The sequence below is a fragment of the Monashia sp. HAY1-5C genome (genome assembly GCF_056755255.1).
In genome coordinates this window covers 1-23,280 of the sequence record NZ_JBPGXG010000071.1, presented here as the reverse complement: position 1 = coordinate 23,280, position 23,280 = coordinate 1, and the positions used below count along the sequence as shown (strand labels likewise).

General features: G+C 71.6%; 22 protein-coding genes. 8 read left to right on the top strand and 14 right to left on the bottom strand.

Annotation, left to right across the window (positions count from 1 at the left end; genetic code table 11):
• Both ACR9ZK_RS12295 and ACR9ZK_RS12290 read left to right on the top strand, forming a co-directional pair.
• A partial coding sequence (locus ACR9ZK_RS12295) for a DUF3618 domain-containing protein (RefSeq protein WP_481342203.1) occupies positions 1 to 272 on the top strand: 272 nt, incomplete at its 5' end.
• A gap of 64 nt (positions 273 to 336) precedes the next feature.
• Positions 337 to 630 (top strand): GroES family chaperonin, encoded by a 294-nt coding sequence (locus tag ACR9ZK_RS12290; protein WP_481342206.1) that lies wholly within the window; start codon positions 337 to 339, stop codon positions 628 to 630.
• A 60-nt stretch (positions 631 to 690) separates the two neighbouring features.
• Here the strand turns inward: ACR9ZK_RS12290 and ACR9ZK_RS12285 are convergent, their stop codons facing one another.
• From ACR9ZK_RS12285 to ACR9ZK_RS12270, 4 genes are all read right to left on the bottom strand, one after another.
• The gene (locus ACR9ZK_RS12285) at positions 691 to 1,581 is read right to left on the bottom strand and encodes a hypothetical protein (RefSeq protein ID WP_481342202.1); all 891 of its coding nucleotides are present in this window, start codon (positions 1,579 to 1,581) and stop codon (positions 691 to 693) included.
• A 160-nt stretch (positions 1,582 to 1,741) separates the two neighbouring features.
• Positions 1,742 to 2,179: an SRPBCC family protein gene (locus tag ACR9ZK_RS12280; protein ID WP_481342201.1), complete on the bottom strand. Its 438-nt coding sequence runs from the start codon at positions 2,177 to 2,179 to the stop codon at positions 1,742 to 1,744.
• Positions 2,180 to 2,307: 128 nt separating this feature from the next.
• On the bottom strand, positions 2,308 to 2,790 hold the full coding sequence (locus ACR9ZK_RS12275) for a hypothetical protein (protein WP_481342200.1): 483 nt from the start codon (positions 2,788 to 2,790) through the stop codon (positions 2,308 to 2,310).
• A 187-nt stretch (positions 2,791 to 2,977) separates the two neighbouring features.
• Complete coding sequence (locus tag ACR9ZK_RS12270; RefSeq protein ID WP_481342199.1) at positions 2,978 to 3,589, bottom strand: CBS domain-containing protein; 612 nt, start codon at positions 3,587 to 3,589, stop codon at positions 2,978 to 2,980.
• A 275-nt stretch (positions 3,590 to 3,864) separates the two neighbouring features.
• Here ACR9ZK_RS12270 and ACR9ZK_RS12265 point away from each other — a divergent pair, with 275 nt between their 5' ends.
• Entirely contained in the window at positions 3,865 to 5,292 is a 1,428-nt protein-coding gene (locus ACR9ZK_RS12265) for a glycosyltransferase (RefSeq protein ID WP_481342198.1), read from the top strand.
• Between the two features lie 404 nt (positions 5,293 to 5,696).
• Here ACR9ZK_RS12265 and ACR9ZK_RS12260 read toward each other — a convergent pair whose 3' ends face one another.
• On the bottom strand, positions 5,697 to 6,662 hold the full coding sequence (locus ACR9ZK_RS12260) for a universal stress protein (RefSeq protein ID WP_481342197.1): 966 nt from the start codon (positions 6,660 to 6,662) through the stop codon (positions 5,697 to 5,699).
• Between the two features lie 111 nt (positions 6,663 to 6,773).
• Positions 6,774 to 7,985, bottom strand: a complete 1,212-nt coding sequence (locus ACR9ZK_RS12255) for an acyltransferase family protein (RefSeq protein ID WP_481342196.1) — start codon at positions 7,983 to 7,985, stop codon at positions 6,774 to 6,776.
• 142 nt (positions 7,986 to 8,127) lie between these two features.
• On the opposite strand from ACR9ZK_RS12255, the gene ACR9ZK_RS12250 reads away from it, so the two are divergent.
• The 3 genes from ACR9ZK_RS12250 to ACR9ZK_RS12240 all read left to right on the top strand — a co-directional run bounded on the left by ACR9ZK_RS12250 (position 8,128) and on the right by ACR9ZK_RS12240 (position 10,998).
• The gene (locus ACR9ZK_RS12250; protein WP_481342195.1) at positions 8,128 to 8,772 is read left to right on the top strand and encodes a GyrI-like domain-containing protein; all 645 of its coding nucleotides are present in this window, start codon (positions 8,128 to 8,130) and stop codon (positions 8,770 to 8,772) included.
• A gap of 397 nt (positions 8,773 to 9,169) precedes the next feature.
• Positions 9,170 to 10,042: a C40 family peptidase gene (locus ACR9ZK_RS12245; RefSeq protein WP_481342194.1), complete on the top strand. Its 873-nt coding sequence runs from the start codon at positions 9,170 to 9,172 to the stop codon at positions 10,040 to 10,042.
• 341 nt (positions 10,043 to 10,383) lie between these two features.
• Entirely contained in the window at positions 10,384 to 10,998 is a 615-nt protein-coding gene (locus ACR9ZK_RS12240) for a polysaccharide deacetylase family protein (protein ID WP_481342193.1), read from the top strand.
• A gap of 128 nt (positions 10,999 to 11,126) precedes the next feature.
• On the opposite strand, the gene ACR9ZK_RS12235 is transcribed toward ACR9ZK_RS12240, so the two are convergent.
• The 6 genes from ACR9ZK_RS12235 to ACR9ZK_RS12210 all read right to left on the bottom strand — a co-directional run bounded on the left by ACR9ZK_RS12235 (position 11,127) and on the right by ACR9ZK_RS12210 (position 20,314).
• Positions 11,127 to 12,017, bottom strand: coding sequence for a universal stress protein (locus ACR9ZK_RS12235; protein WP_481342192.1), 891 nt, complete (start codon positions 12,015 to 12,017; stop codon positions 11,127 to 11,129).
• Between the two features lie 560 nt (positions 12,018 to 12,577).
• The gene (locus ACR9ZK_RS12230) at positions 12,578 to 13,192 is read right to left on the bottom strand and encodes a dsRBD fold-containing protein (RefSeq protein WP_481342191.1); all 615 of its coding nucleotides are present in this window, start codon (positions 13,190 to 13,192) and stop codon (positions 12,578 to 12,580) included.
• A gap of 169 nt (positions 13,193 to 13,361) precedes the next feature.
• Positions 13,362 to 14,531 carry an erythromycin esterase family protein gene (locus ACR9ZK_RS12225; protein ID WP_481342190.1) on the bottom strand — a complete coding sequence of 390 codons (1,170 nt, stop codon included), beginning with the start codon at positions 14,529 to 14,531 and terminating at the stop codon, positions 13,362 to 13,364.
• A gap of 18 nt (positions 14,532 to 14,549) precedes the next feature.
• Positions 14,550 to 16,985: an HAD-IC family P-type ATPase gene (locus ACR9ZK_RS12220; protein ID WP_481342189.1), complete on the bottom strand. Its 2,436-nt coding sequence runs from the start codon at positions 16,983 to 16,985 to the stop codon at positions 14,550 to 14,552.
• Complete coding sequence (gene mgtA, locus ACR9ZK_RS12215; RefSeq protein ID WP_481342188.1) at positions 16,982 to 19,663, bottom strand: magnesium-translocating P-type ATPase; 2,682 nt, start codon at positions 19,661 to 19,663, stop codon at positions 16,982 to 16,984. The genes ACR9ZK_RS12220 and mgtA overlap by 4 nt, the downstream gene beginning before the upstream one ends.
• Before the next feature lie 57 nt (positions 19,664 to 19,720).
• Complete coding sequence (locus ACR9ZK_RS12210; RefSeq protein WP_481342187.1) at positions 19,721 to 20,314, bottom strand: hypothetical protein; 594 nt, start codon at positions 20,312 to 20,314, stop codon at positions 19,721 to 19,723.
• 497 nt (positions 20,315 to 20,811) lie between these two features.
• On the opposite strand from ACR9ZK_RS12210, the gene ACR9ZK_RS12205 reads away from it, so the two are divergent.
• Positions 20,812 to 21,528, top strand: a complete 717-nt coding sequence (locus tag ACR9ZK_RS12205; RefSeq protein WP_481342186.1) for a hypothetical protein — start codon at positions 20,812 to 20,814, stop codon at positions 21,526 to 21,528.
• Here the strand turns inward: ACR9ZK_RS12205 and ACR9ZK_RS12200 are convergent.
• Positions 21,502 to 21,921: a pyridoxamine 5'-phosphate oxidase family protein gene (locus ACR9ZK_RS12200; RefSeq protein ID WP_481342205.1), complete on the bottom strand. Its 420-nt coding sequence runs from the start codon at positions 21,919 to 21,921 to the stop codon at positions 21,502 to 21,504. The genes ACR9ZK_RS12205 and ACR9ZK_RS12200 overlap by 27 nt on opposite strands.
• A 230-nt stretch (positions 21,922 to 22,151) precedes the next feature.
• Between ACR9ZK_RS12200 and ACR9ZK_RS12195 the strand changes: the two genes are divergently transcribed.
• Positions 22,152 to 23,099 carry a universal stress protein gene (locus tag ACR9ZK_RS12195; RefSeq protein WP_481342185.1) on the top strand — a complete coding sequence of 316 codons (948 nt, stop codon included), beginning with the start codon at positions 22,152 to 22,154 and terminating at the stop codon, positions 23,097 to 23,099.
• Positions 23,100 to 23,118: 19 nt separating this feature from the next.
• Here ACR9ZK_RS12195 and ACR9ZK_RS12190 read toward each other — a convergent pair.
• Positions 23,119 to 23,280 (bottom strand): DUF1918 domain-containing protein (locus tag ACR9ZK_RS12190; RefSeq protein ID WP_481342204.1); only part of this gene is annotated, 162 nt, incomplete at its 5' end.

Sequence of the window (23,280 nt, the reverse complement as noted above, 5' to 3'; positions counted from 1 at the left end):
CGGGAAAGGACCCAGGCATGAGCGACACCGCACGGATCGAGCAGGACATCCAGGCCACCCGCGCCCGCCTCGAGGGCACGGTCAACGAGCTCGCGTACCGCGCACAGCCGCAGGTCATCGCCCAACGGTCCATGCAGGGCCTCAGGCTGCGCCTCGACGAGGCGACGCACACCCCCGACGGTGAGCTGCGGGTCGAGCGCGTCGCCGCCGTGGCGGCAGCGGTCGTCGTCGCCGTGGTCGTCGTCGGGCTGCTGCGCCGTCGCCGCCGCTGAGCCGCGGATCCCTCTCGTGGCCAAGAGGTCCTCGGCGGCGTCCGACGAGAAGCTGCCGATCCGGATGCTGCACGACCGCGTCCTCGTGTCTCTCGAGAACGAGGGGGAGCGGCGCTCCGGCGGCGGCATCCTCATCCCCGCCACGGCGTCCGTCGGCCGGCGCCTCGCCTGGGCCCGCGTCGTCGCCACGGGCGCGAGCGTGCGGCAGGTGCAGCTCGGCGACCGCGTCCTGTTCGACCCGGAGGAGCGCGCCGAGGTGGAGCTGCACGGCGAGGACTACGTCCTGCTGCGGGAGCGCGACATCCACGCGGTGGCGGCCCAGCGCGTCGAGGACGGCCAGACCGGCCTCTACCTCTGACCGCCCTCCTGACCGCCGTGCTGACCGACCGTCCGACCGCCTGCCGCCGGGTCGGCGCGCTCAGTCGGGCGTGAGCTTGAGCCAGCGCAGCAGCCCCGGCCCCGGCCAGACCGGCTTGGTCGGCAGCGGCCACCGCTTCGGGTCCTTCGCGTTGAGCAGGGCGTAGCGGTCGAAGCAGACCTGCTGGGACACCGGCCCGTAGAGGTCGGCGTCCTCGCCCATCCAGGCCGCGCGGTGGGCGGCGCGGTAGTCCGCCGGCATCGAGTCCCACAGGGCCTTGTTGAACGCCCGGACCGCGGCGTTGCGCCTGCCCGGTCGGATCGCCTCGTCGTCGATGCGCCCTTCCGTGGTGATGGTCGGGCTCTGACCCAGGCCCGGGATCGCGACCCCGGCGAAGTCGCTCGACCAGCCGCGGTAGGTCAGGTGCCACACGCGCGTCATCTCGGTGATGTCGACCTCGCCCACCTGCCCCTTCCGCGGCCAGTCGGTGGACCGGACTCGGCCGCCCCCGACCGACAGCGCGATGTGCCCGTGCTTGCCGCCGGCCCAGTACACCGGCGCGCCCGCCGGGGCGTCACTGCCGCCGCGACGTCGCGTCGAGCGGTTCCACGCGGCGTTGGCGTCGGGCAGGCCGAGGCTGTGCGGCGCGGCGATGCAGTTCCACACGAAGTTGCAGCACATCCCGGAGGGCAGGTAGGTCGTGAACGCCCGCGCCTTCCCGACGCTGGCCTTCGGGCCGCGGAGGACGACCGGGCCACGGTCGATGCCACCACCGGCGCCACCGTCGCCGCCCTCCCCACCGTCGCGGGGCGCTTCCGGCTCGTCGGTCCACGGTAGGTCCGGCTCGACGACCGCCTCGCCCTGGTCGCCGCGGTCGAGGTCCCGGTCGAAGCCATCCGGCCAGTCCGTCTCGTCCGCGCCCGGTCCTGCGCTGCCCTGCGTCGTGCTCATGTCAGTGACCTCATCGCCGTGCGCCTCCTCCGCCATCCATCGTTGCCTCGGAGGGCGGTGGTGTCCGGGTGATACACGAACCTGTCCGGAATGTGCAGAAACGCGGCCATGCGGGCCGGGCTGCCGCGCCACCTCGCTCGCGGGCGCTGTGGAGCGCCTGCTACCGACGCTCGAGCCGTTCCTTGAGCCGCTGGTAGCTGACCGGTGCCTGCCGGGCGGCCCGACGGCGCACGAACAACGGGACGACGACCCTGCCGATGCCGTGGCCCTCGAGGTCCATCACCGCAGTCAGGCGGGACCTCGTGTCGTCGGCGAGAGGCTCGATCGTGATGGCGGCGTGCGGTCGGACCGGCCCGTCCACGCCCCGGACGGCCCACAGCGTCGGCGGCTCGCTCGCCGTGACCTCCTGCGTCAACGAGAACTGCCGGGCGCCCGCCCGGCGCGTCGTGGTGAACCGCGACCCGACCGCCGAGCCGGTGCCGCCCTCGACGCGCACGACGTCGTCCTGCCACTCGGGGAAGTGAGCGGGATCCGTGACGTAGGCGAAGACCTCGTGCACCGGACGGTCGATCTCGACCGTGGAGCGGACGACTCTCATGCACCGCCTCCCTCATGCCGAGAACCTGGTCTGACACCAGACTCCCTCTGCAGACGGGCGAGGGCAACGGCTCGAAGGCCTCCCGCGAGCCCCCACCTCCGTCGTCTCCGTCGTCTTCGGGCCGCCTCTCACGTGGGGTGGGCGTGGCGCGCCGGGTGCGACGCGTAGAGCCGGAAGCGCACGAGCATGTCGGCGATCATGAGCGCACACGCCAGACCGCACACTCCCGACGTGACCGCGGCTGCGGGAACGATGCCCACGGCGTAGCCGGTGATCATCAGCGCGCCGGCAAGGACGGTCGATCCGGCCATCTCCAGGGTCGGCTGCCACCCCATGGCCATGAACCGCATCCACGCCACCATGGCCCCTGCCAAGGTCAGGGTGACCACGAGGGCCGACGGGACCGGGGCGCCCTGACGCGGATCGGAGAACCCGACCACGGCGGCAAGCCCGGCAACGAGCAGGCCCAGCAGGGCGAGGCTGACACACATCACGGCGCACATCTGCAGCACGTGGACCACGAACCGGGCCACCTGCCTTCCGGCCGACGGGCTGGGACCGGCCCGCACGGGTGCCTCGAGGGCGGGCTTGGTGTCGTGTTGTAGTCGCATGGCGTTCCTCCTTCGGTCTCGGACCCGTGCTGGAGTGCTGCCTGGGGAGCCGTTCGGAGAGCTGGCGTGCTGGGAGCGACCCGGGGCGGGGTCCGTGTACCCCAACCGTGCGCGTGGGTTGAGCGCCCGGGTGCGGACCAAGGTCCCCTGATGTCAACGGCCGGCCCGCCGCTCGCGCGGTGTCGGCTCACGTCTCTGCGGCGGACGGCAGCGGGTCGTGGCACACGGCGCGGACACCGGTGATCTCGGCGGCGAGCGCATCAGCCAAGGCACGCTCGTTCTCACCCTTGGTGGCACTGACGGTGACGATGCCCTCGCGCACGGAGATCTGCCACCTCGGTGAGCCGTATCGGACAAAGACCCGGGTCACGTCGTGAGCGATCTCGTCGTCGGGCCGGGACAGGCAGCGGATGACGTCACTGCGGCTCAGCATCCCGACCAAACGATGCCCTGTCACGACCGGCACGCTCTTCCAGCCATGGGCAGCCAACACGGCAACCACATCCGCGACGTCCTCCTCGGCCCGCGTGACGTACGGTTCACGGGTCATCAGGGACTCGACGGTCTCCGGAAGGGCCTCACCGGCCCGGCGCGTGGGGCGCAGATGCCCCCGGGGATCGGGCTGGATGGAGCGGCGCAGGATGTCGGCCTCACTGACGATCCCGACGACCCGGCCCTCTGCGTCCACGACCGGCAGGCTCGTCACGTGAGCGCGCGCCATCAACCGGACAGCCGCCTGCGGTGACGTCTTCTCGCCGATGTGGACTGCCGGCGTAGTCATGATTTCGCGCACCAGCATGGACGCGCTCCTTCCAAGCGACGAGCGACGAGCGGTCGTCCCTCGGTCCCGGGCGTATCTCAGTGTCGTTGCCAAGGCCGGCGAACGGTCAGGGATGAAGGTCCCGCCATCGGTGTCGACCCGGTCACCCCGGAACCCGAGGCAGGGCATCCGGCCAGTCCGCGCCTCCTTCTGGCGGGAGAGACGCCGGGCGTCCCCGGCTGGTCCGGGTCGGTGGCCTCGAGCACGCCGGTGCGGGTGTGCCCCAGGCGGAGCGCAGTGGGAGATGATGACTTATGCGCGAGGTGGCTGTAGGTGCCTTGTCCCTGCGTCGGCTCGCCCACGTCCTCTCGGTGGAGCGCCTCGCCCTTCTGGAGGCTGCTGCTGAGGCAGCCAGGCTGTCATTGGCGTGCCGCACGGTATGGAACATCAGCTCGACCGCGCGGGGTGGTGGCGTGGCCGAGATGCTGCAGACGCTGGTGGGCTACGGCAGAGGCGCCGGGGTCGACACGCGCTGGCTGGTGCTCAGGGGCGACGACCGCTTCTTCACTCTGACCAAGCGGCTGCACAACCTGCTCCACGGGACCCCGGGGGATGGCGGTGGGCTCGGCGCGACCGACCTGGACCACTACCGGCAGGTGCTGGCCCGCAACCTCGAGGGGTGGCACGAGCGAGTCCGCCCCGGCGACATCGTGCTGTTGCACGACCCGCAGACCGTCGGCCTGGCCCGTGCGCTGCACGAGCTGGGTGCGCATGTCATCTGGCGCTGTCACATCGGAACCGAGCAGGCGAATGAGCACACGGAAGGAGGCTGGGAGCTGCTCCGCCCGTTCGTCGAGGCGGCCGAGGCATGTGTCTTCTCACGCAAGGAGTACGCGCCACCGTGGGTGCCGCCGGAACGTGCCTGGGTGATCCCGCCGTCGCTCGACCCGCTCAGCGCCAAGAACGCCGAGATGACGGCTGACAGCGTCCGGTCGGTGCTGCATCGTGCGGGCCTGGTGGACCAGCCGACCGCCGAGGGCGGCCTCGCGTTCGCCCGTCGCGACCGCTCCGGGGATGCGGTCCGCGCGCACCACGGGCTGTTGCTGGGCGAGGACCGGCGGTTGCCGCCCGACGTGCAGGTGATGCTGCAGGTCAGCCGGTGGGACCGGCTGAAGGACATGAGCGGCGTGCTCACCGGCTTCAGCGACTATCTGGACCGCTTTCCTGACAACGTGCACCTGCTGCTCGCGGGGCCTGCGATGGGTGGAGTGAGTGACGACCCCGAGAGCGAACAGGTGCTCAGGGACTGCCAGCACCTGCGCGGTGCACTTCCACGGTCGCGACGTGCGCGCGTCCACCTGTGCTGCCTTCCCATGGACGACGTCGACGAGAACGCGCACCTGGTCAACGCGCTCCAGCGGTACGCGACCGTGGTCGCGCAGAAGAGCCTGGCGGAGGGCTTCGGGCTGACGGTCACCGAGCCGATGTGGAAGAAGCGTCCGGTCGTCGCCTCGGCTGTCGGCGGCATCTCTGACCAGATCGAGGACGACGTCAGCGGCGTGCTGCTCGCCGACCCCAGCGACCTGGACCGGTTCACCGCCCTCGCCTCCGACCTCTTCGGGAACCCGGAGCGACGGACGCGGATCGGAGACGCCGCGCACGAACGGGTGTCCAGCGACTTCCTCAGCGACCGCCACCTGATCCGGTACGGCGAGCTGTTCGGTTCCTTGCTGGCGGGTTGACGAGGCCACCGTCTGGGCCGGCGGGATCTCCATCATGGTCGCCGGGGCCTTCTGAGCGGGCACTCTCCACGCATGTGGTGAGCAAGGTGTGAGCTGGTTCCGCGACCGCCTCCCAGTTGACCAGAGGGCGGCCGACGCTTGCGTCCATCGTCATCGCAGGGCAGGCCGCCGGGGCCCGCCCGGGCGTCGACGGCGTCGAGCTGCTTCGGCTTGCGGACAGCACCACAGCCAGGAGGAGGAGAGCGCCTTCGAACTCGTCCGGGAGCCCGATGCCGGCCGGTCCTGACCGCCAAGCCCCGCCACCCGGCAGGGTGGACATCCTTTCAGTGAGTGACGTCTGATGCGATGCGCCGGCGCTCTCGGGCACCCCGGCGTGGGCCGCATTCAGGGTAGATCCGGTGCCCTCAGGGGTGCAGGGTGCCTGAGAGGTGAGGGCGCGGACGGGCGCGGGCCTCCCATGGAGCCTTGGTCAGAGGAGGGACAACCGCTACCGGGCAATGGGCCCTACGCAGCACGCCCTGAGACACAGAACCCTCGAGCAGCCCCGCCATGGACCCGCGCCCACGCGTCCCGACCACGAGCAGGTGGGCGTTCTGGCTCAGGCGCACCAGCTCGTCCACGGGGTTCCGCTCGACCACGTGCCGGCGTACGTCGACGGTGGGGAACTCCTCGCGGAACCCCGCGATGGACTCGGCCAGGAGGGATCGCCCCTGCTCGTCCAACCGGTCCCGGTTCGAGCCGCCCGGCGTGGGAACGACTGCGCCCTCCATGCTGTCGAGCTGCCAGGTGTGGACGACCGTGAGTCCCTTGCCGTGCATCGCGGCCTGCTCGAAGGCGAACCTGACCGCACCCATGGAGTGCGCGTGGCCGTCGACTCCGAGGATGACTCTCGTGTCCGGCACCGTGCGGGTGGCCGCCTCGCGGACCACGACGACCGGACAGTGCGCGTGAGCGGCCACGTGGATGGAGACCGAGCCGAGCAGGAGGCTCCCGAAGGCACCGAGCCCGCGTGCTCCCACCACCACCAAGGCTGCGGTGCGTGACGTCTCCACCAACGCTGCGCCGGGCATCGCAGGCTGCCGCCTGGTCGTGATCTCGAGCTCCGGGTGCAGGGCGTGGGCGGTCGCGGCCGCATCGGCGCAGGCGCGCTCCGCTCGTGACGCCAACAGGTGCAGGGCGCCGGTGGGCCGGGCGGCGTCCGGCACCCCGATGCCGGGATCGGGATGGTCCGGGAAGTATGCATGGAGGACATGCAGGGGCACCTGCCGGCGGGCGGCCTCGTCGGCCGCCCATGCCAGGGCGAGACCGCTCTCGCGGGACGTGTCGATGCCGACCACGATGCCGGCCCGGGCGGTCTTCCTGGGCGTCATGGCTCCTCCAGCCTCACGGGGACGTGCACTCCACGGTCGGTCGCAGACCCGGCCGTCGCCAGGGCAGTTGGTCCCGCCCGCTCCCGCCCGCGCCGGCGTCCAGCGGGCGCGTCACAGGAACCGGGCGACGCCGGGCACGCGCAGCAACACTCCGCCGACCAGGAACGAGAGGCCGACTCCCGTCACCGCCACGAGGACGAACCGGGCCTCGGTGGGCCAGGCCAGGTTCCGGCTGGCCAGGATCAGCACGACGAGGACTCCCTGGTGGACGAGGAAGGTCGCGTATGCCGCTCGGCTGAGCCACCGGGCCAGCGGTCCGTGAGCGTGCGCTCGCCGCCTGAACGCGTCGACCACCCACACGGAGACGGTGACGAGCACCGTGGCCTCGACCACCGCGAACACCAGCGACTGCCAGGTCCCACCGCCACCGTACGCGTCCGGGTCGCCGCCGGCGGTCGTGAGGACGGCGACCAGACCTGCGCACCCGGCGATGGCCAGCCAGGCGGCATGGCGCACCCGGCGCACCAGCGCCGGGTCGAGGCGTTCGAACCACTCCCGTTCAGCGGCAACCGCGCCGAGCGTGAACCCCGCGACCCACCCGGGTGCCTGCGCCAGCGCGAGGTGCCAGCGCTCCTCGCCGAACGGCACCCAGATCCGCAGCACGTAGGAGGTCGCCGCTACGAGGAAGACGGTCCCGATCATGTACCGCCCGGTCAGCCGGCCAGCCACGTCCTGGCGTGCGGGGAGGTATCGCCGCACCGCGGCATACGCGACCGAGAACACCAGCAGGACGCCGAGGAACCACGTGGGGCCGGGAGCAGGCGGCAGCGGCCGCCAGGCGTGGGGGACGAAGTCCCAGAAGCTGCCGCGGTATCCGGCGTTGCTCGAGTCGACGAACTCGATGGGTGGCGTGAGGAGCAGCACGAAGGCCACACTGGGCGTCAGCAGCCGGATGGTGCGGTCGCGCAGGTATCGGCGGATCCCCTTGTGCTCCAGCGATCCTGGCGTGAACAGTCCTGCGACCATGAAGAACAGCGGCATCCCGAACGACACGCCGACCACGGTTGCGAGGAGGAGGACGCTCAACAGCGGCTCGCGCACGGTCGGTTCGCTCAGCACCCAGGCGCCCTCGAGCCCGTTCCATGCGAGGAAGACGTGCGCGAGGATGACGCCGGCGACCAGGGCGACCTTGAGGTTGTCGGCGTAGGCCAGCCGCGGTCGCCGCACCGGGACGCGCGCCGACTCGGAGCTGGCACCGCGCAGAGCAACGTCGGCTTCATGGGAGCCGCTCGTGCTCCGGGATCCCCCTGCCGCGGTCGTCATGACGGTCTGCCTCCTTCGCCCCTCGTCTCACACCTTGCTCGGCTGTGGCCGCCGACGGGGGAGACTTTGGTCCCACGAGGCCGGTCCATGGACGGGACCTTTGCCTCAGGACCGCTAACACACCGCAGACGACGCTGAGCACATGACCACCAGCACCGTGTCGCTCGACAGCCTCTACAAGCCACGGCGCGGCACGGTCGAGTTCGTGGACGTGCCCGAGATGGCCTTCCTCGTGGTTCCCGGTCACGGGTCGCCCGAGGGGCCGGAGTTCGCAGCGGCGCTGCAGGCGCTCTTCGCGGTGAGCTACGCCGTGCACTTTCTCGTCAAGAAGGCGCTCGGTGAGGCACCCCGGGTGATGCCCCTCGAGGCGCTGTGGTGGGTCGGCGACGGCGACGACCAGCAGGCGCTGGTCGAGGCGGTGACGCGCGGCGAGGGCACCATGGCCGAGACCGACCGGGACCGGTGGCGCTGGCAGGCCATGATCATGCAGCCGGAACCCATCGACGCCGCCGTCGTGGCGGAAGCCACCAGACAGGCGCGCTCGAAGGACCTCGCCGCCCTGGATCGGATGGCCCTGCGTCCGTGGGCGGAGGGCCGGTGCGCCCAGCTGCTGCATGTCGGCCCGTATGCCGCCGAGGCGCCGTCGCTGCGCCGTCTCCACGACGCCATCGCGGCGGCGGGGATGCGCCCGCGCGGGCGGCACCACGAGGTGTACCTGGGTGACCCCAGGCGCAGTGCCCCCGAGCGGCTCCGCACGATACTGCGGCAGCCGGTCGAACCGGTGTGAGCGCACGCACCTCGCCGTGCAGCGTGCAGGACTTCTGGATCTGTTGCGAGTGCAGCACCGGCAGCATGGTGGCCTCGTGAGTCGGAAGCTCGCGGCAGCAGTTGCCGCTATCGCCTCGGCGCTCGCCCTGTCCGCGTGCGTCCGGTCATCCGAGCCTCCGACAGGGTCAACCCCGTCCACCGTCGCTGTGCCCAGCTCGGCGCCGGGCACCCCGTCCGCCACGTCGTTCGCCAGCTCGTCCGGCCCTGTCACACCTCCTGCCTCGGTCACCTCGACGGCGGGCCGCCCCACCCCTGGGCCGACGACCCAGAGCTCAGGCACGCTGCGGCCGTCGACGCCTCGTCCGACGCCTCCGGCACGGCCCCGCGCCGGACGTCCGGCATGGGTCACCGTCTCTGTGGCGACGCTCTGGCGCACGCCGTCCTCACCCCGCGCCGTCGACGACCCGGCGCTGCGCTCACCGGCCGACATCCGCCGGTGGCTGCGCGGCATGTCCTTGGCCGACCGGCGCGGTCTCCAGGGCCGGGCGGACACGCAGGCTCTGCTGGGTGACCGGGTGCTGGTGACGGCAGTGAGTGGCTCGTGGGCCGAGGTCGTCGTTCCCGACCAGCCGACGCCGCTGGACGGGCGGGGATATCCGGGCTGGGTGCCGATCCGACAGCTCGGTGCCGAGGCCCCGAGGCAGGCGACGGAGCTCGCCACAGTCGTGGCGCGGACCGCTTGGCTACGGGACGACACCGCGGCCGCCGGCAGGGTGGTCGAGGTGAGCTACGGGACGCGCCTGCCGGTCGTGGGGCAGTCCGGTGGATGGCTGCGGCTGGGGCTTCCCGGCGGTGTGGTGCGCCGCGTCGACCCGGCTGTCGTGGTCCGGCACGGCGTCACAGCCCCCGCGTCGCGAGTCGCCGGCGTCTCGGTCGCGCGGTCTGCACAGGCGTTCACGGGCCTGCCCTATCTGTGGGCGGGCCGCTCCGGGTTCGGCGTCGACTGCTCGGGGCTGGCCTCGCTGGTGTACCGCGTACACGGTCTGGTGATCCCCCGCGACGCCGGCGCGCAGGCTGCGCGGGGTCGGCGGATCCCCGCAGATGCGGCCTTGCCCGGCGACCTGCTCTTCTACGCGACGGCCTCCGGCCGCGTGCACCATGTCTCGGTCTACGTCGGCTCCGGCCTGATGGTGCACGCACCCGGGACCGGGCAGACCGTCCAGACCATCCCGACCGCGACTGAGCCGTACGCCACCGAGTTCGCGGGCGCGCGCCGCTACCTACCCTGACCCCGGGCAGGACCTTCTGCTCTGCCTGCGGCACCGTCGAGGCGCAGGCTTGGCGTGTGAGACACCACGTGCTCATCTCGCTGCTCCCTGCATTGGCCGTGGCGGTGGCCGGGGCTTGTGCCGCACCCGCATCGGCGCCCGTGGGGACTCCGTCCTCCACGGCATCGCAGACCGCCGCTTCTCACCCTGCGACGACCCCGGCCCCGGCGACCACACTCCCGAGCACGACCTCGACGTCGACCCGCGTCCCGGTACCGAAGCCCAGCACGACCTTCCCCGTCGCGACGTCGAGCTCTCCGTCCTCAACCGCTCGCCCGAGTGCGCCTGTGGTGACGGGCCGCGTGGTTTCGCGCCTACCGACGTCGCACAAGGTCGTCGCGCTGACCTTCGACGGCGGGTCGGGAGCAGAGGGCGTCCAGTCGGTGATCGCCACCCTGGCTCGCGAACGTGTCCCGGCCACGTTCTTCCCGACCGGAGAGTTCGCTGACCGGTACCCGTCCGCTGCGGCGGCCCTGGCGAGGCACGGGATCGTGGGGAACCACACGTACTCGCACCCGCACGCCCCGCAGGTGAGCGACGCGGCGCTGCGGCGGCAGGTCACCTCCGCCCGAAGGTCCATCCTGCAGGCCACGGGCCAGGACCCGAGACCGTTGTTCCGCTTCCCGTACGGCGACTACGACGGCCGCAGCCTGGCGACCGTCAACGCGATGGGGTACGTGGCGGTCGGCTGGACCGTCGACACCCTGGGGTGGAAGGGTCGGGGCGCGGGAATCTCGGTCGGACAGATCGCCGACAGGGTCGCGGCCGCACGCTCCCCGGGCGCCATCGTGCTCATGCACCTGGGCGCCGCTCCTGACGGGTCGACCCTCGATGCCGACGCGCTGGCCAGGCTCATCACCGAAGCCCGCTCCGCCGGATACGGTTTCGTGACCTTGGGCCAGCTGCGAGCGAGCTGAACCCCGTGCGAGGCGGCCGTCAGGTCAAACCCGGCGACACAGCGGCGCAAGCGAACCTGACCGCGACCTGGGCCGGCGCGGAGCTTCGCGAGCGTCCCCGTTTGTCCACCGTGCGGGTCGGCGGCCGGTCACGGGCGCACGACCAGGGTCGGCGTCTCGGCGTAGTGGATGACCGCGCGGCTGACAGATCCCAGCAGGAGCCGCGTGAAGCCGCCCAGCCCGCGTGTGCCGACGACGAGCAGGCCCGCCTGGTCGGCTGCGTCGAGCAGTGCCACCACGGGATGCGCCTCGATGAGCCGGGTCCGCACGGCGAGGTGCGGGAACGCCGCGCCTATCGCGGCGGCGGTGGACTCGGCCGACCGACGGGCAGCACTCTCGTAGTGGGTGTACTCGTCGGGGAGGAGGTCCGTTCCGGGTGCCGGGACGGACCATCCCGTGAGGCTGGGCAGCTGCCAGGCCCGGACAAGCACCAGGGGTGCGCCCCATCGAGAGGCAACGTGCGCGGCCGTGTGTGCCGCACGCTCCGCGCCACGGCTGCCGTCGATCCCGGCGACGACCGGCCGCTCCGGGCCGGCCACGACCAGGTCCCTGTCGGGGACGACCGCGACATCGCACGTCGAGTGCGCCGCCACGGCGAAGGCGACTGAGCCCGTGACGTACTCACGCGTCGTTCCCCGTTCGGGGTGCCCGACAACCACGAGGCAGGCGTCTCGCGACTTGTCCACCAGTGCACCCGCCGGATGGCCCCAGATCGTGGTCGTCGCGACGCGTGCCCCGTCGAGCACCTTCTCCGCGATGAGCCGCCCATCGGCCACGACGTGGGTCCCGGCCTGCGAGGGGTCCCGCGGCGGCACCGTATCGGCCCCAGCTCCGGGGAACGGCAGCCCTACGAAGAGCTTGGCCGTGACGATCTCCAGGCCCACGCCCCGGCTCTCGGCCTCGGTGGCCGCCCAGTCCACGGCACGTTCCGCACCGGGGCTCCCGTCGAAGCCGACGACGATGTCCGTCGCTGCGCTCATGATCCGTGCCTCCTGCCACTGCCTCCAAAATGTCCCGAATCCGAGCACGCCGACAGGGGGGAAGGTCCGAGCGGCCCGATCACACCCGCCTGTCAGGTCGGCCTGGGTGGCTGGTGGTGCTCACTCCCGGTGTCCTCCGGCTGACCGGCGCTGGCACCGTGTCGAAGTGCCCTCCACACCGAGCTGCCGAGGTACCGACGCATGGCGGCCTGCGTCCGCGGCTCGCCGGCTGTCGGCGGTCGTGAGGCCACCGCATCCAGGGCTTCCTTCTGTGCGCGCTGCTTCTCGATCTCCGACATGGCGCTCACCTCACTGGCCGTGGTGACCCGACTGCGTCGACGAGGTGTGCCGGGTCAGGTCACACCCTCCGGCGGTGGCTGTGGGAGCCCCCGCCGCCAGCCCCAGTCAAGGCCCAGGACCAGCCGGCAGGTAGGGCACTTGGTCCCACCCTGTGGGATGGGTCAGCGGCCCCTGTGCCGGCAAGGTCTTGCTGGGCCCTACGGACCGACGGGGGCCGTCCCCGGGTCGTGTCATGAGGTTCGAGCGGCCGAACCGGCACGTCAGGTCGGGCGAACCACGACGTCATGTTCGCCGGTGAGCTCCTCGATGTCGCCCTCTGCGGTCGCCAGCAGCTGGTCCGCAAGATGACGCAGCGCCCGGGCCACTGCCACCTCGTCGCCGATCTCCGGCACCGGCCTGTCGTCAGCGCTGCGCCGGCTGTCCCCTCGGGCCGTGAGGTGCTGGGGGGAGTCCGCCAGCAGGACGACGCTCGCGTGGGTGTCGTCGTCGGACTCGAATATGCTCACCCGGACCTGCCAGTCGTGTACGCGGGCCCGTTGCTCATGGGTGGACGAGACCGGTCGGCGTTCACTGTCGGCGGGCCGGGCGACGAGCGTCGTGTCCGCCGGCGCGTCGTGCTCCGGCGAGCCCGGGTGTGGGGCCCCGATCGACAGGACCGAACCGGGCCCGGGAAAGAACAGGCCGGTGTGGCCGTCACTCCAACGGACCAGGAAGGGCGGGGTTCCCTCCGGGCCTCGCGCCTCGAGCACCTCCCCGTCGCGCGGCGGGGCATCCACGGTCGGGTGGGCCAGAACGATGCGGTCTCCAGCTTTCGCCTTCATGAGTCTCTCCGGTTTGTTCGAGTGCTCTGCGATGTCGACGTGGGCCGTCTTCATCTCGCCGGTCTTCGGAATGCGGCCTCCCGTTCAGTCCAGGCCCGGAAACCACCACCCGGCAGAGGCTTTGGTCCTTGCCTGCTGCTCTGCAGGCATCGAGCCCTTGGCGCGGGCCGCGCCCTTCACTGTGGCCACCGTCCGCGCGGTTACGTGACTGAGAAGGCATGCCCTAGAACCCCGTGGGCTCCGTCTCGTACTCCGGCTCGACGGGGCGACCTTCGTGATGCAGGGGCCTGACCGCTTGCGTGTCCTCGAACCACACGAGGGCGTCGTATCGACCGCCCATGCGAGTCGGGACGTAGTTGCCCCGCTCGCGTTCCGGGTCGTACACGACACCGACGGCCCGGTGCCCGGCCCCGCTGGACAGCCAAGGGCTGGCCCGGTCCTCGCCGAACACGAGGACGGACGGCTCACCGAGGGCCGTGTGGAGCAGGTCCTCGTGTGAACCGGCCCGCGCGGTCGGGATAGTCATGACCTGCTCACGGGCGCCCCAGCCGGTACCAGCCATGACTCGACCCCGGTGGCCGGCGAAAGCGACGAGGGAGACGCCCTCGTCGTGGTGGCGCTCTCGCAGCAGCTGGCCGACGTTGACCATGCCCTCACCGACCATGTCCGTGGCCCGCGCGTCACCGACATGGGTGTTGTGCTCCCAGACGAGCCCCTTCGAGGAGGGCCCGAGATGCTCCCTGAGCCGGTCGACAGTGTCGACCATGTGGTGGTCGCGGAGGTTCCAGGAGGTGCGGCCACCCCGCACCATCGTCCGGTAGTACTCCTCGGCTCCTGCCGCGACTATCGCGTTCTGCACCGCATCGAAGGCTGCCTCGTCGCGCACGTGTTCCTGGGCTCGGCGCCTGACCTCGACCAGCAGGGCGACCACGTCGGCCTCGCAGGTCTGGGGTACGAGCCGGGTGCCGTACGCGTATCGGTGCGGGTTCTCCCGGTACGGGACGAAGCATCGCCAGGCCCGCGCGGCGGCGGGCATGGACTCCGGTGCGTTGGACTCGAGCCACTGCATGACCTGTCTCAAGGAGTCCCAGAGCGAGTAGACGTCGAGCCCGTAGAAGCCGACGCGTTCGGCGGGGGCCCGCTCGTCGTTGTACCACCTCAGCCAGTCGAGGAAGTCGGCGACCTCGCGGTTGGCCCACATCCAGGTGGGCCACCGCTCGAACCCGGCCAGCATGTGGGCGGCATCAAGGTCGCGACCCGTCTGCTCGCGCACCCACAGGTTGATCCGCCAGCAGTCCGGCCAGTCGCCCTCGACGCCGACCCAGGTGAACCCGCCGACCTCGATGAGCCGCCGGCTGATCTCCGCTCGCCACTCGTAGTACTCGTCCTGCAAACATGCCGGCCGGTCCTGTCAGTCGCGGACGTCGTGGGCCTGCCGGGCCGACGGCGACAGCCGGTGGACCACCTCGACCGCGGCCGCCCCCGCCGCCCCGACGGCGAGCGTCGGCCACAGCAGGCCGAGCGGCACCTCGAAGGTGAAGAACCGCGCTGCGGTCGGGACGACGAAGGCGAGCACCGCAACGACCGCCATCGCACCCACGAGGGCCACCTTCCACGACCGGAGCGGGCGGGAGAGCACGACGAGGATCCAGAAGAAGACGACAAGGAGCGTGATGGTGGCGCCGCTCCCGGGCTGCCAGCACACAGTGTCCGTGAGCGGCTCCGCGCCGGTGTCGAGTCCGCATCGCTGAAGGAACTGACGTGCGGGGACGCCGTAGTGGGAACCTGCGAGGAGGTAGGACCCGATGACCGCGAGCCCCGCGACGGCCCCGGACGGCACGGCGAAGAGCAGCACGCGGCCGAGGAAGCCGGGCAGGTAGCGGCGCCTGTTGGGTCCGAGCGCGAGGAAGAACGCCGGGATACCGATCGTGACCGCCGACACGAGCGTGAGGTGGCGCGGCAGGAACGGGAAGGGGAGTGATGCAAGAGCAGCGGCGAGGATGGCGACAAGACTCATGGCGTTCTTGGCGACGAAGAGGTTGGCGACCCGTTCGACGTTGCCGATGACGCGCCGGCCCTCAGCGAGCACGTCGGGGAGGTGGGAGAAGCGTCCGTCGAGCAGGACGAGCTCGGCGACGGCCTTCGTGGCCTGCGCGCCGGTGCCCATGGCCACGCCGATGTCAGCGTCCTTGAGGGCGAGAGCGTCGTTGACGCCGTCCCCCGTCATGGCGACGACGTGGCCGTCGGCCTGGAGCGCGCGGACGAAGGCGCGCTTCTGCTCGGGCGTGACGCGGCCGAAGACCGAATGCGTGGCAAGCGCCTTCCGCAGCGCCTCGGGATCGTCGGCGGGGTCGGGCAGGGTCCGCGCGTCGACCGGCACGCCGGCGTCGAGCCCCACGGCCCGCGCGACCGCCGCGACGGTGAGGGGGCTGTCGCCGGAGATGACCTTGATGGCGACGTCCTGCTCGGTGAAGTAGGCGAGCGTCTGACGAGCGTCGGGCCGCACCTGCTCGGCGAGCGTGACGAGGGCCGCCGGGACGATGCCGTCGGGCAGCGTCGCGTCCGCGAGCGACTCCCTGCTGCGGGCGAGCAGGAGGACGCGACGGCCCGAGTCGGCGAGTCCGGCCACCCGCACCCGGAGCGCCTCGAGCGTCGCCGGGACGCTCGGCTGCGGCTCGGCGGCGAGCAGCACCTCCGGGGCCCCGAGCACCCACGTCGAGTGCTCGGCGAAGGACGCGGCGCTCCACTTGCGCACCGAGCTGAACGGGGTCGTCCGCAGGCGCTGCCAACCCGGTGGGGACAGCACGGCGGCCACCGCCCTCAGGGTGCCGTTGGCGTCGGGGTCGTCGGCGAGCGCGCCCAGTGCGCGGCGGATCTCGTCGGCGTCCTGTCCCTCCAGCGCCTCGACGTCCTCGTAGGCGATCTCGCCGTCCGTGAGGGTCCCGGTCTTGTCGAGGCACACGACGTCGACGCGGGCCAGGCCCTCGACGGCGGGCAGCTGCTGCACCAGGACGTTGCTCCGCGTGAGCCGGACGGCCGCGAGCAGGAACGCCACAGAGGTGAGCAGCACCAGCCCCTCCGGCACGAGGCCGACGACCCCGGCCGCCGAGCGGATGACGACCTCCTGCCAGCCCCGCTCGCCGACGGTGCGCCACTGCGACCAGGTCGCGATCGGCAGGGCGGCGACGATGACCCACGTGATGTAGCGCAGCAGGCGGTTGATCGACTCCTGGATCTCGGATCGGGTGCGCGTGAAACGCCTTGCGTCCGCAGCGATCCGGTTGACGTAGGCCTCGGCCCCCACGCGGCCCGCGTGGTAGCGGCCGGAGCCGGCGACGACGCTCGTGCCCGACAGGATGTCGTCACCGTCATCGTGCGCGACCGGGTCGGACTCGCCGGTGAGGCTGGACTCGTCGAGCTCGAGGCCCGCGCTGGACACCAGGGTCCCGTCGGCCGGCACCTCGTCACCCGTCCGCAGCTCGATGAGGTCGTCCTGCACGACCTCGGTCGTCGGCACGACCCACACCTGCCCGTCACGCACGACCCGGGTCGTCGGGGCGTTGAGCATCGCGAGACGGTCGAGCTTGCGCTTGGCGAGGTACTCCTGCGTGATCCCGATGGCCGAGTTCGCGACGAGGACCACCCCGAAGAGCCCGTCGGCGAAGGACCCGGTCACCAGGACGAGGAGGAACAGGGCGCCGAGGATCGCGTTGAACCGGGTCAGCACGTTGGCCCGGACGATCTCACCCATGGAGCGCGACGTCCGCTCGCCCAGCCGGTTGACCGCGCCGCGCGAGATGCGTTGTGCCACCTCACCGCTCGTGAGGCCCTGCGGTGGTGTCCTCACGGTCCGACCGAGCGGTCCGGGCGGTCCTTCTGTCGTCGGCGTTCCGGGGCTCCCGAAGGCTGCGGAGCCGGCCCGGCGCTGAACCGGGCCGCCCGGCGGCGCACGAAGCGGTGGCTGAGGTCGGCCGGGACGCCGGTGTGCGGAGGCGCGTCCGGCCGCGTCCACCAGCGCTTGGCCGCCTCGACGAGAACGAGGTAGACCCCGACCATCGCGACGAGTGCGGCGAAGAAGCCGCCGGGCAGTGGCGCGAAGCCGAGTGTCGGTGCCAGGGGCGTCGCGGGCAGGACCGCCCCCGTGACCACGACGCCGAGGACCGCCAGCAGCAGGGGTGCGCTCGGCCGGCTCCGGACGAAGGGGACGACGCGGGTCCTGATGGCGAGTACGACAAGGGTCTGGGTGGCCAGGGACTCGACGAACCAGCCCGAACGAAACAGACCGGGACCAGCGTGGAAGCCCCACAGCATGATGGCGAAGGTCAGCAGATCGAACACCGAGCTGATCGGCCCGAACAGGAGCATGAACCGGCGGATCGAGCCGATGTCCCAGTGCGAGGGCCGGCGCAGCTGCTCCGGGTCGACGTGATCCGTGGGGATCGCGAGCTGTCCGACGTCGTAGAGGAGGTTCCCGAGCAGGATCTGTGACGGAAGCATCGGCAGGAACGGCAGGAACACGGACGCGGCGGCGGCCGACGCCATGTTGCCGAAGTTGCTCGACGTACCCATGAGGACGTACTTGAGGGTGTTGGCGAAGATGCGCCGGCCCTCGGTCACACCGTCGGCAAGCACGTCGAGGCTCTTCTCGAGGAGGATGACGTCGGCCGCGTCCTTGGCGACGTCGGTGCCCGAGTCGACGGAGATGCCGACGTCGGCGGCGTGAAGTGCCAGGGCGTCGTTGACGCCGTCGCCGAGGAAGGCGACGCCGCCGCTGCCGTGGTGGTGGGCCCTGACGATCCGCGCCTTCTGCTCCGGGCTGACGCGCGCGAACACCGTCGTGCTCGCCACTGCGTCGAGGAGTCCCGCGTCGTCGAGGGCGTCGACATCGGCGCCGGTGAGGACGCGGTCGCCGGTCAGGCCCAGGTCATGGCACACCTTGGCGGCAACGACGGCGCTGTCACCGGTCACCACCTTGACGTCGATCCCGAGGGCGGCGAGCCGCTCGAGGGCGGCCCGAGCATCGGGCTTCGGCGGGTCGAGGAACACGAGCAGCCCACTCAGCGTCAGGCCCCGCTCGTCGCCCGGCTGGGGCGGCTGCGGTTGGTCCATGCATCGGGTCGCGACGGCGACCACGCGATGACCCGCGGCGAACTCGGCCTCGAGCGCGGCCCGGACGTGCGAGTCGGTGTCGGTGCACCTCTCGAGGACCGTCTCTGGCGCGCCCTTCGTGACGAGCGTCACCGAGCCGTCCGGTGCGCGGACGAGCGTGGACACCATGCGTCGCTCATGGTCGAACGGCAGGACGCCGAGCACCTCGTAGCCGGGCAGCGAGGCCCGGACCGCATCGGCGGCCGGGGACTCCCACAGGGCGCGGTCGAGCGGGGTGGTGCCGCCCGCGGCAGGCCCCTCGGCGATGGAGCCACAGCAGAGCAGCCCCCAGCGCACGACGCCCTCGGAACGCTCACCGCGGGCTGGGACGGCCCGCGCATAGTCGACGCGTCCGGCCGTGAGAGTGCCCGTCTTGTCGGTGAAGAGGATGTCGACGTCACCGAGGTCTTCGATGCACACGAGGCGCTTGACGAGCACGTGGCGCCGGGCCAGCTGTCGTGACCCCGCCGCGAGGCTTGTCGACACCACCGCCGGCAGCAGCTGCGGGGTGATGCCGACCGCGATGGCGAGCGAGAAGAGCAGGGCGTCGAGCAAGGGTTTCTCGAGTGCGACGTTGGCGACGAAGATCGAGGCGGTCAGCACGCCGGCGACGCGCACGAGCAGGAGCGAGAACCGGCGCAGCCCTACCTGGAACTCGGTGTCGGCCTGGTGGGTCGCCAGCCCGGCCGCGATGGTGCCGAGCTCGGTGCGGGCACCGGTGGCGACGACCACGCCGCGCGCGCCGCCCGCATGCACGACGGTGCCCATCAGTGCGCACCCGGTGAGGTCGGCGAGGGCCGCGTCGGGCGCCACCGCGTCGGTGCCCTTCTCGACCGCCTGGGACTCACCGGTGACCACGGACTCATCACACTCGAGCCGTACCACCGACAGCAGTCGCACGTCGGCCGGGACGACCTCGCCGAGCGACAGCTCGACGAGGTCGCCGGGCACGAGTGCTGTCACGTCGACACGCCCGACGGTGCCGGCGCGCAGGACCACCGCCTCGTGGCTCACCTGCGCGTGCAGCGCGGCTGCAGCCAGCTCGGCACGGTACTCGTTCGCGAAGCCGAGACCCACCGACACGAACACGATGACGCCGATGATGACGGCGTCGCTGCGCTCGCCCAGGAAGAAGGACGCCGTGGCCGCCACGAGCAGCAGACCCAGCAGCGGCGACCGCAGCTGGCGCCACAGCACGGGCAGGAACCGCGCATGGTGCGTCGCAATGGCGTTAGGACCGTAGGTCCCCTGCCGCCACGTCACCTCATCGGCGTCGAGACCGCGATGCGGCGCGACGCCGAGGACCGACACGACGTCGGCGGTCGACATGGCCGCCGCCGCCCGGATGTCGAGGTCCGTCCCGTGTACGCGCGGCATGTGTCCATGCTCGCGCCGAGTCGGGCGGACGCCCCCGGGCCGCGGCACCGTGTCCAGCTACTGGAGAACGGGGTACCGCTGGACGATGCCCAACCGTTCCCACGCGCGTCCGAGGCCGAGGTCGCGGCCGGCGCGGGCGAACAGCAGCAGCATGAGGACGAGCGCGTACACCAGGTGGTCGTCCATGAACGGGTTGTTCTCCGGCCAGATCGCCGCGCTCCACATCATGAGCAGCAGCACGACGCCCGAGACGGTGGCGATCCGCATGGCGACACCGAGCAGGAGTGCGGTCCCGATCCCGGCAAGACCGATCATGAAGAGCCAGTCGGCCCACGCCGCGCCGGCGAAGCCTTGGTAGAAGTCCGCCAGGGGGCCCTTCGTGCCGAAGGTGAGGAAGCCGCGCGTCGGTGACCCACCGTTGACCCAGGCATCGGGACCGAGCAGGTCGACCGCCCCGGTCTTGCTGTCCCGCCCCGTCGCGAAGCCGAGGCCGAACAGCTTGTCGAGGAAGGCCCAGAGGAAGATCCACCCGATGGCGAGCCGGCTGGCTCCGGCAAAGAAGCGGAAGGCCCGGTGGTCCCGGACGTCGGGTGTCGGCATCCCCGCACGTCCGTGGTGGGTCGGTTGGGCGCTGGACGTTGTCGTGCTCATCGTGTTCTCCCTTCTCGTGGACCGGTGAGCCGGCACGCTCAGACTGACTGCCCTTGCCCCACGGTGTTAGGGACCAATGGCCTGCGACTCCGTGGGCCACGGCGGCCCGCTGTGCGCCGATGCTGTCCGTCGCATGCTCTCCGGTCCGTGCTGTGCCTCCCGTGCTTCCCCAGTGGGGCGCCCATGAGGGCGGACGAAGGTCCCGTCCCCACCTGCGGCGCCACCGGCAGAGTGGAACTGCGGGGGAACTGCGCGGGTACGCGCCAGGAGCCGGAGGTGTGAGGATGGTCCATCGGAAGAGCTCAGCCGCGGTCGTGGTCGGATGCAGTGCCTCGGCGGCCGGGCAGGCGGCTGTCGCCGTTGCGACCATGGAAGCGGCCAGGCGCGGGCTCGACCTTGTCCTCCTGGCCGTCCCGGCGGGCGACGACGCGGCACCCGCCCGCCTCCGTTGGCCGTCCCAGGACGCCACAGGCAGTGCGACACAACGAGCTGCCCTGGTGGCCGAGGCCACCGACCCCCACGTGCCCGTCAGCGCGGTCGTCCTGGGACCGCTGGACGATGTCGACATCGAGAGCCTGGCCGCACGGACTGCTCTCTACGTCGCCCCGGTGCGGGGCTTCGGCGCGGACGACGGCCTCCTGCTGCTGGAATGCCCGACGGACGAGCTGCTCCGTCGAGCCCGGTGTCCGGTCATGATCCCCCACGTCACGCAGCCGACCCGGCCCTGGTCGACCCGCCGCGGCGGAGTCTCTCCCGTGGTCCGGGTCGTGCTCGCGGGAGTCGTCGGTGACCGGCGGGTGGTGGCCCACGGCGCACGTGAGGCCAGGATCCGGAGGGCCGCGTTCTGGGCCGTCAGTACAGTCCCCGACGGTGCTGGTCCCCGGGCCGTGTCCGACGGCCTGGCATCCGCCTGGCTGGCCCTGCGGGCCCTGCCGCGGAGCATCTCTCCGCGGGTCGAGGTCGCGTGTGGCCCCCTGGCGGACGTCCTCGTGTCCAGGTGCAACCCCGATGATCTTGTCGTCGTGGGTGCCCAGCAGCTGACCGGCCGGCCGGGGCGGGCGCTGCTCGGGGATCTGGTGCGAACGGCGCTTCACGGAGGCAACCTCGGGGACCTGCCGTGTGACCTCCTGGTGGTTCCGGTCCCACCTGCCTCGTCGGCATCGGACCGCCACGCGGCCTCACCATCGTCAGCAATGGCCCTGACGGTCGGATGACGGTCGGCCCTGCATGCGGAGCCGGCGGCCTGTCGTCGCCCACGGCACCAGGCGCAGGAAGCGCGGCTTCCTGCCCACGTGCCACGTGACCAGTCCCAGCGCCAGGACAGCCATCACCTCGTCCTTGTCCCGGATCTCGGTGGCTCGACCGCGCAACACGACGCTCCAGCCGGATGCGTCGGATCCGTGCAGCTCATCGACCTCGAAGGCGACCGCTCCCCGAACGCTCGCCGCCAGTTTCCGGCCGGCCGCGGTTCGAATGACGATACTGCCGTGGTCGACCACGTAGTTCACGGGGAAGATGTCAGGCTCCCCCTCCACCACGACCGAAAGTCGCCCAACATCCTGGGTGCGCAAGAGACGCCAGCACTCGGACTGGTCCAGTACCTCCATGTTGGAGAGGCCGACCCTGGTGGCTGCGATGGGGGAGGAAGCGGGGTGCCGCCCCGACGTCGCACTGTGGGGAGTGCGGGAGATGCCGCCCGATTTCGTCATGCCTCCAGTGCGACGCGCGGTGCCTCGCGTGAATAGGGGCCAAAGTCCCGCAGACGACCCCCCGGCGGGGTGGACGATGGAGGAGCGGTGCGGTGTCGGCCGGACTGGACCGAGGGAGGTGTCTGTTCATGAACGACCAGGACGACCAGTCGCACGGTGTCGTCGTCGGATACGACGGCTCGCCCAGCGCCCGGATGGCGCTCGAGTGGGCGGCGGAGACCGCCCGGCAGCTCGGCACACGGCTCACCATCGTGCACAGCCTCAGCCTGTCGATGATCCCGGGTTTCCCCGCCGTCGACGAGTCGCAGGTCGAGCCGATGCTGCACCAGGCCGCCGAGGTGGTTGTCGGCGAGGGCGCGGACCACGCATCCCGTGTTCTCGAGGAGTCACAGATCGCCACGCAGTACTGGTTGGGCAGTCCGGCCGGGCAGCTGGTCGACGCGTCCCGTGACGCCGACCTCATCGTGCTGGGCAGCCGTGGCCACGGTCGGCTGCGGGCCGGGCTCCTGGGCTCGACGTCCTACGCCGTCACCGCGCACGCACGGTGCCCGGTCGTCATCGTGCGAGCCGGCGCCGAGCAGCAGGAGCAGCAGGAGGAGCAGGAAAAGACGGCCGGCGACCTGCACGTCGCGCGCCCCGGACCCGAGCATCCCGTCGTCGTGGGCGTCGACGACTCGGAGGCCGCGCAGCGCGCCCTGGATGCCGCCGCCGCATGGGCCGAGCGGGAGCATGCGGCGCTGCACGTCGTTCACGTCGCGCACTCCGTCTCGATGGAGGCCTGGACCTACGCAGAGACGACCAAGGCAGGCACCGACCGGACCCACGCCGTGCGGGACGATGCAGAGCGCACGGTGACCCGTCTCGGGAACCGTGCGCGTGCGGACCACCCGAACCTCGAGGTGAGCACCGAGGTGCTCTACGGCGATCCGGGGCAGACCCTTGCGGAGCTGGCCGCACACGCTGGGCTCGTCGTGGTCGGCTCGCGCGGTCGCGGCGGCTTCAGCGGCATGCTCCTGGGTTCGGTGAGCCACCGCGTCATCCACGACGCGGTGTGCCCGGTGCTCGTCGTCCGCTGAGGCTCCGGTCATCTGCCCTTCATCCGAGAACCCCGGCAGCCGGCTCGTCGGCGGACGCCGGTCGTGCTGGATCACCCGGATGCAGGGTCCCGAGGACGACGAAGGATTCCGGACCGGGTGAGAACAGCTCGATGCGTCCGTCGCTCCAACGGACCAGGAAGGGAGGGCTCCCGTCGGGGCC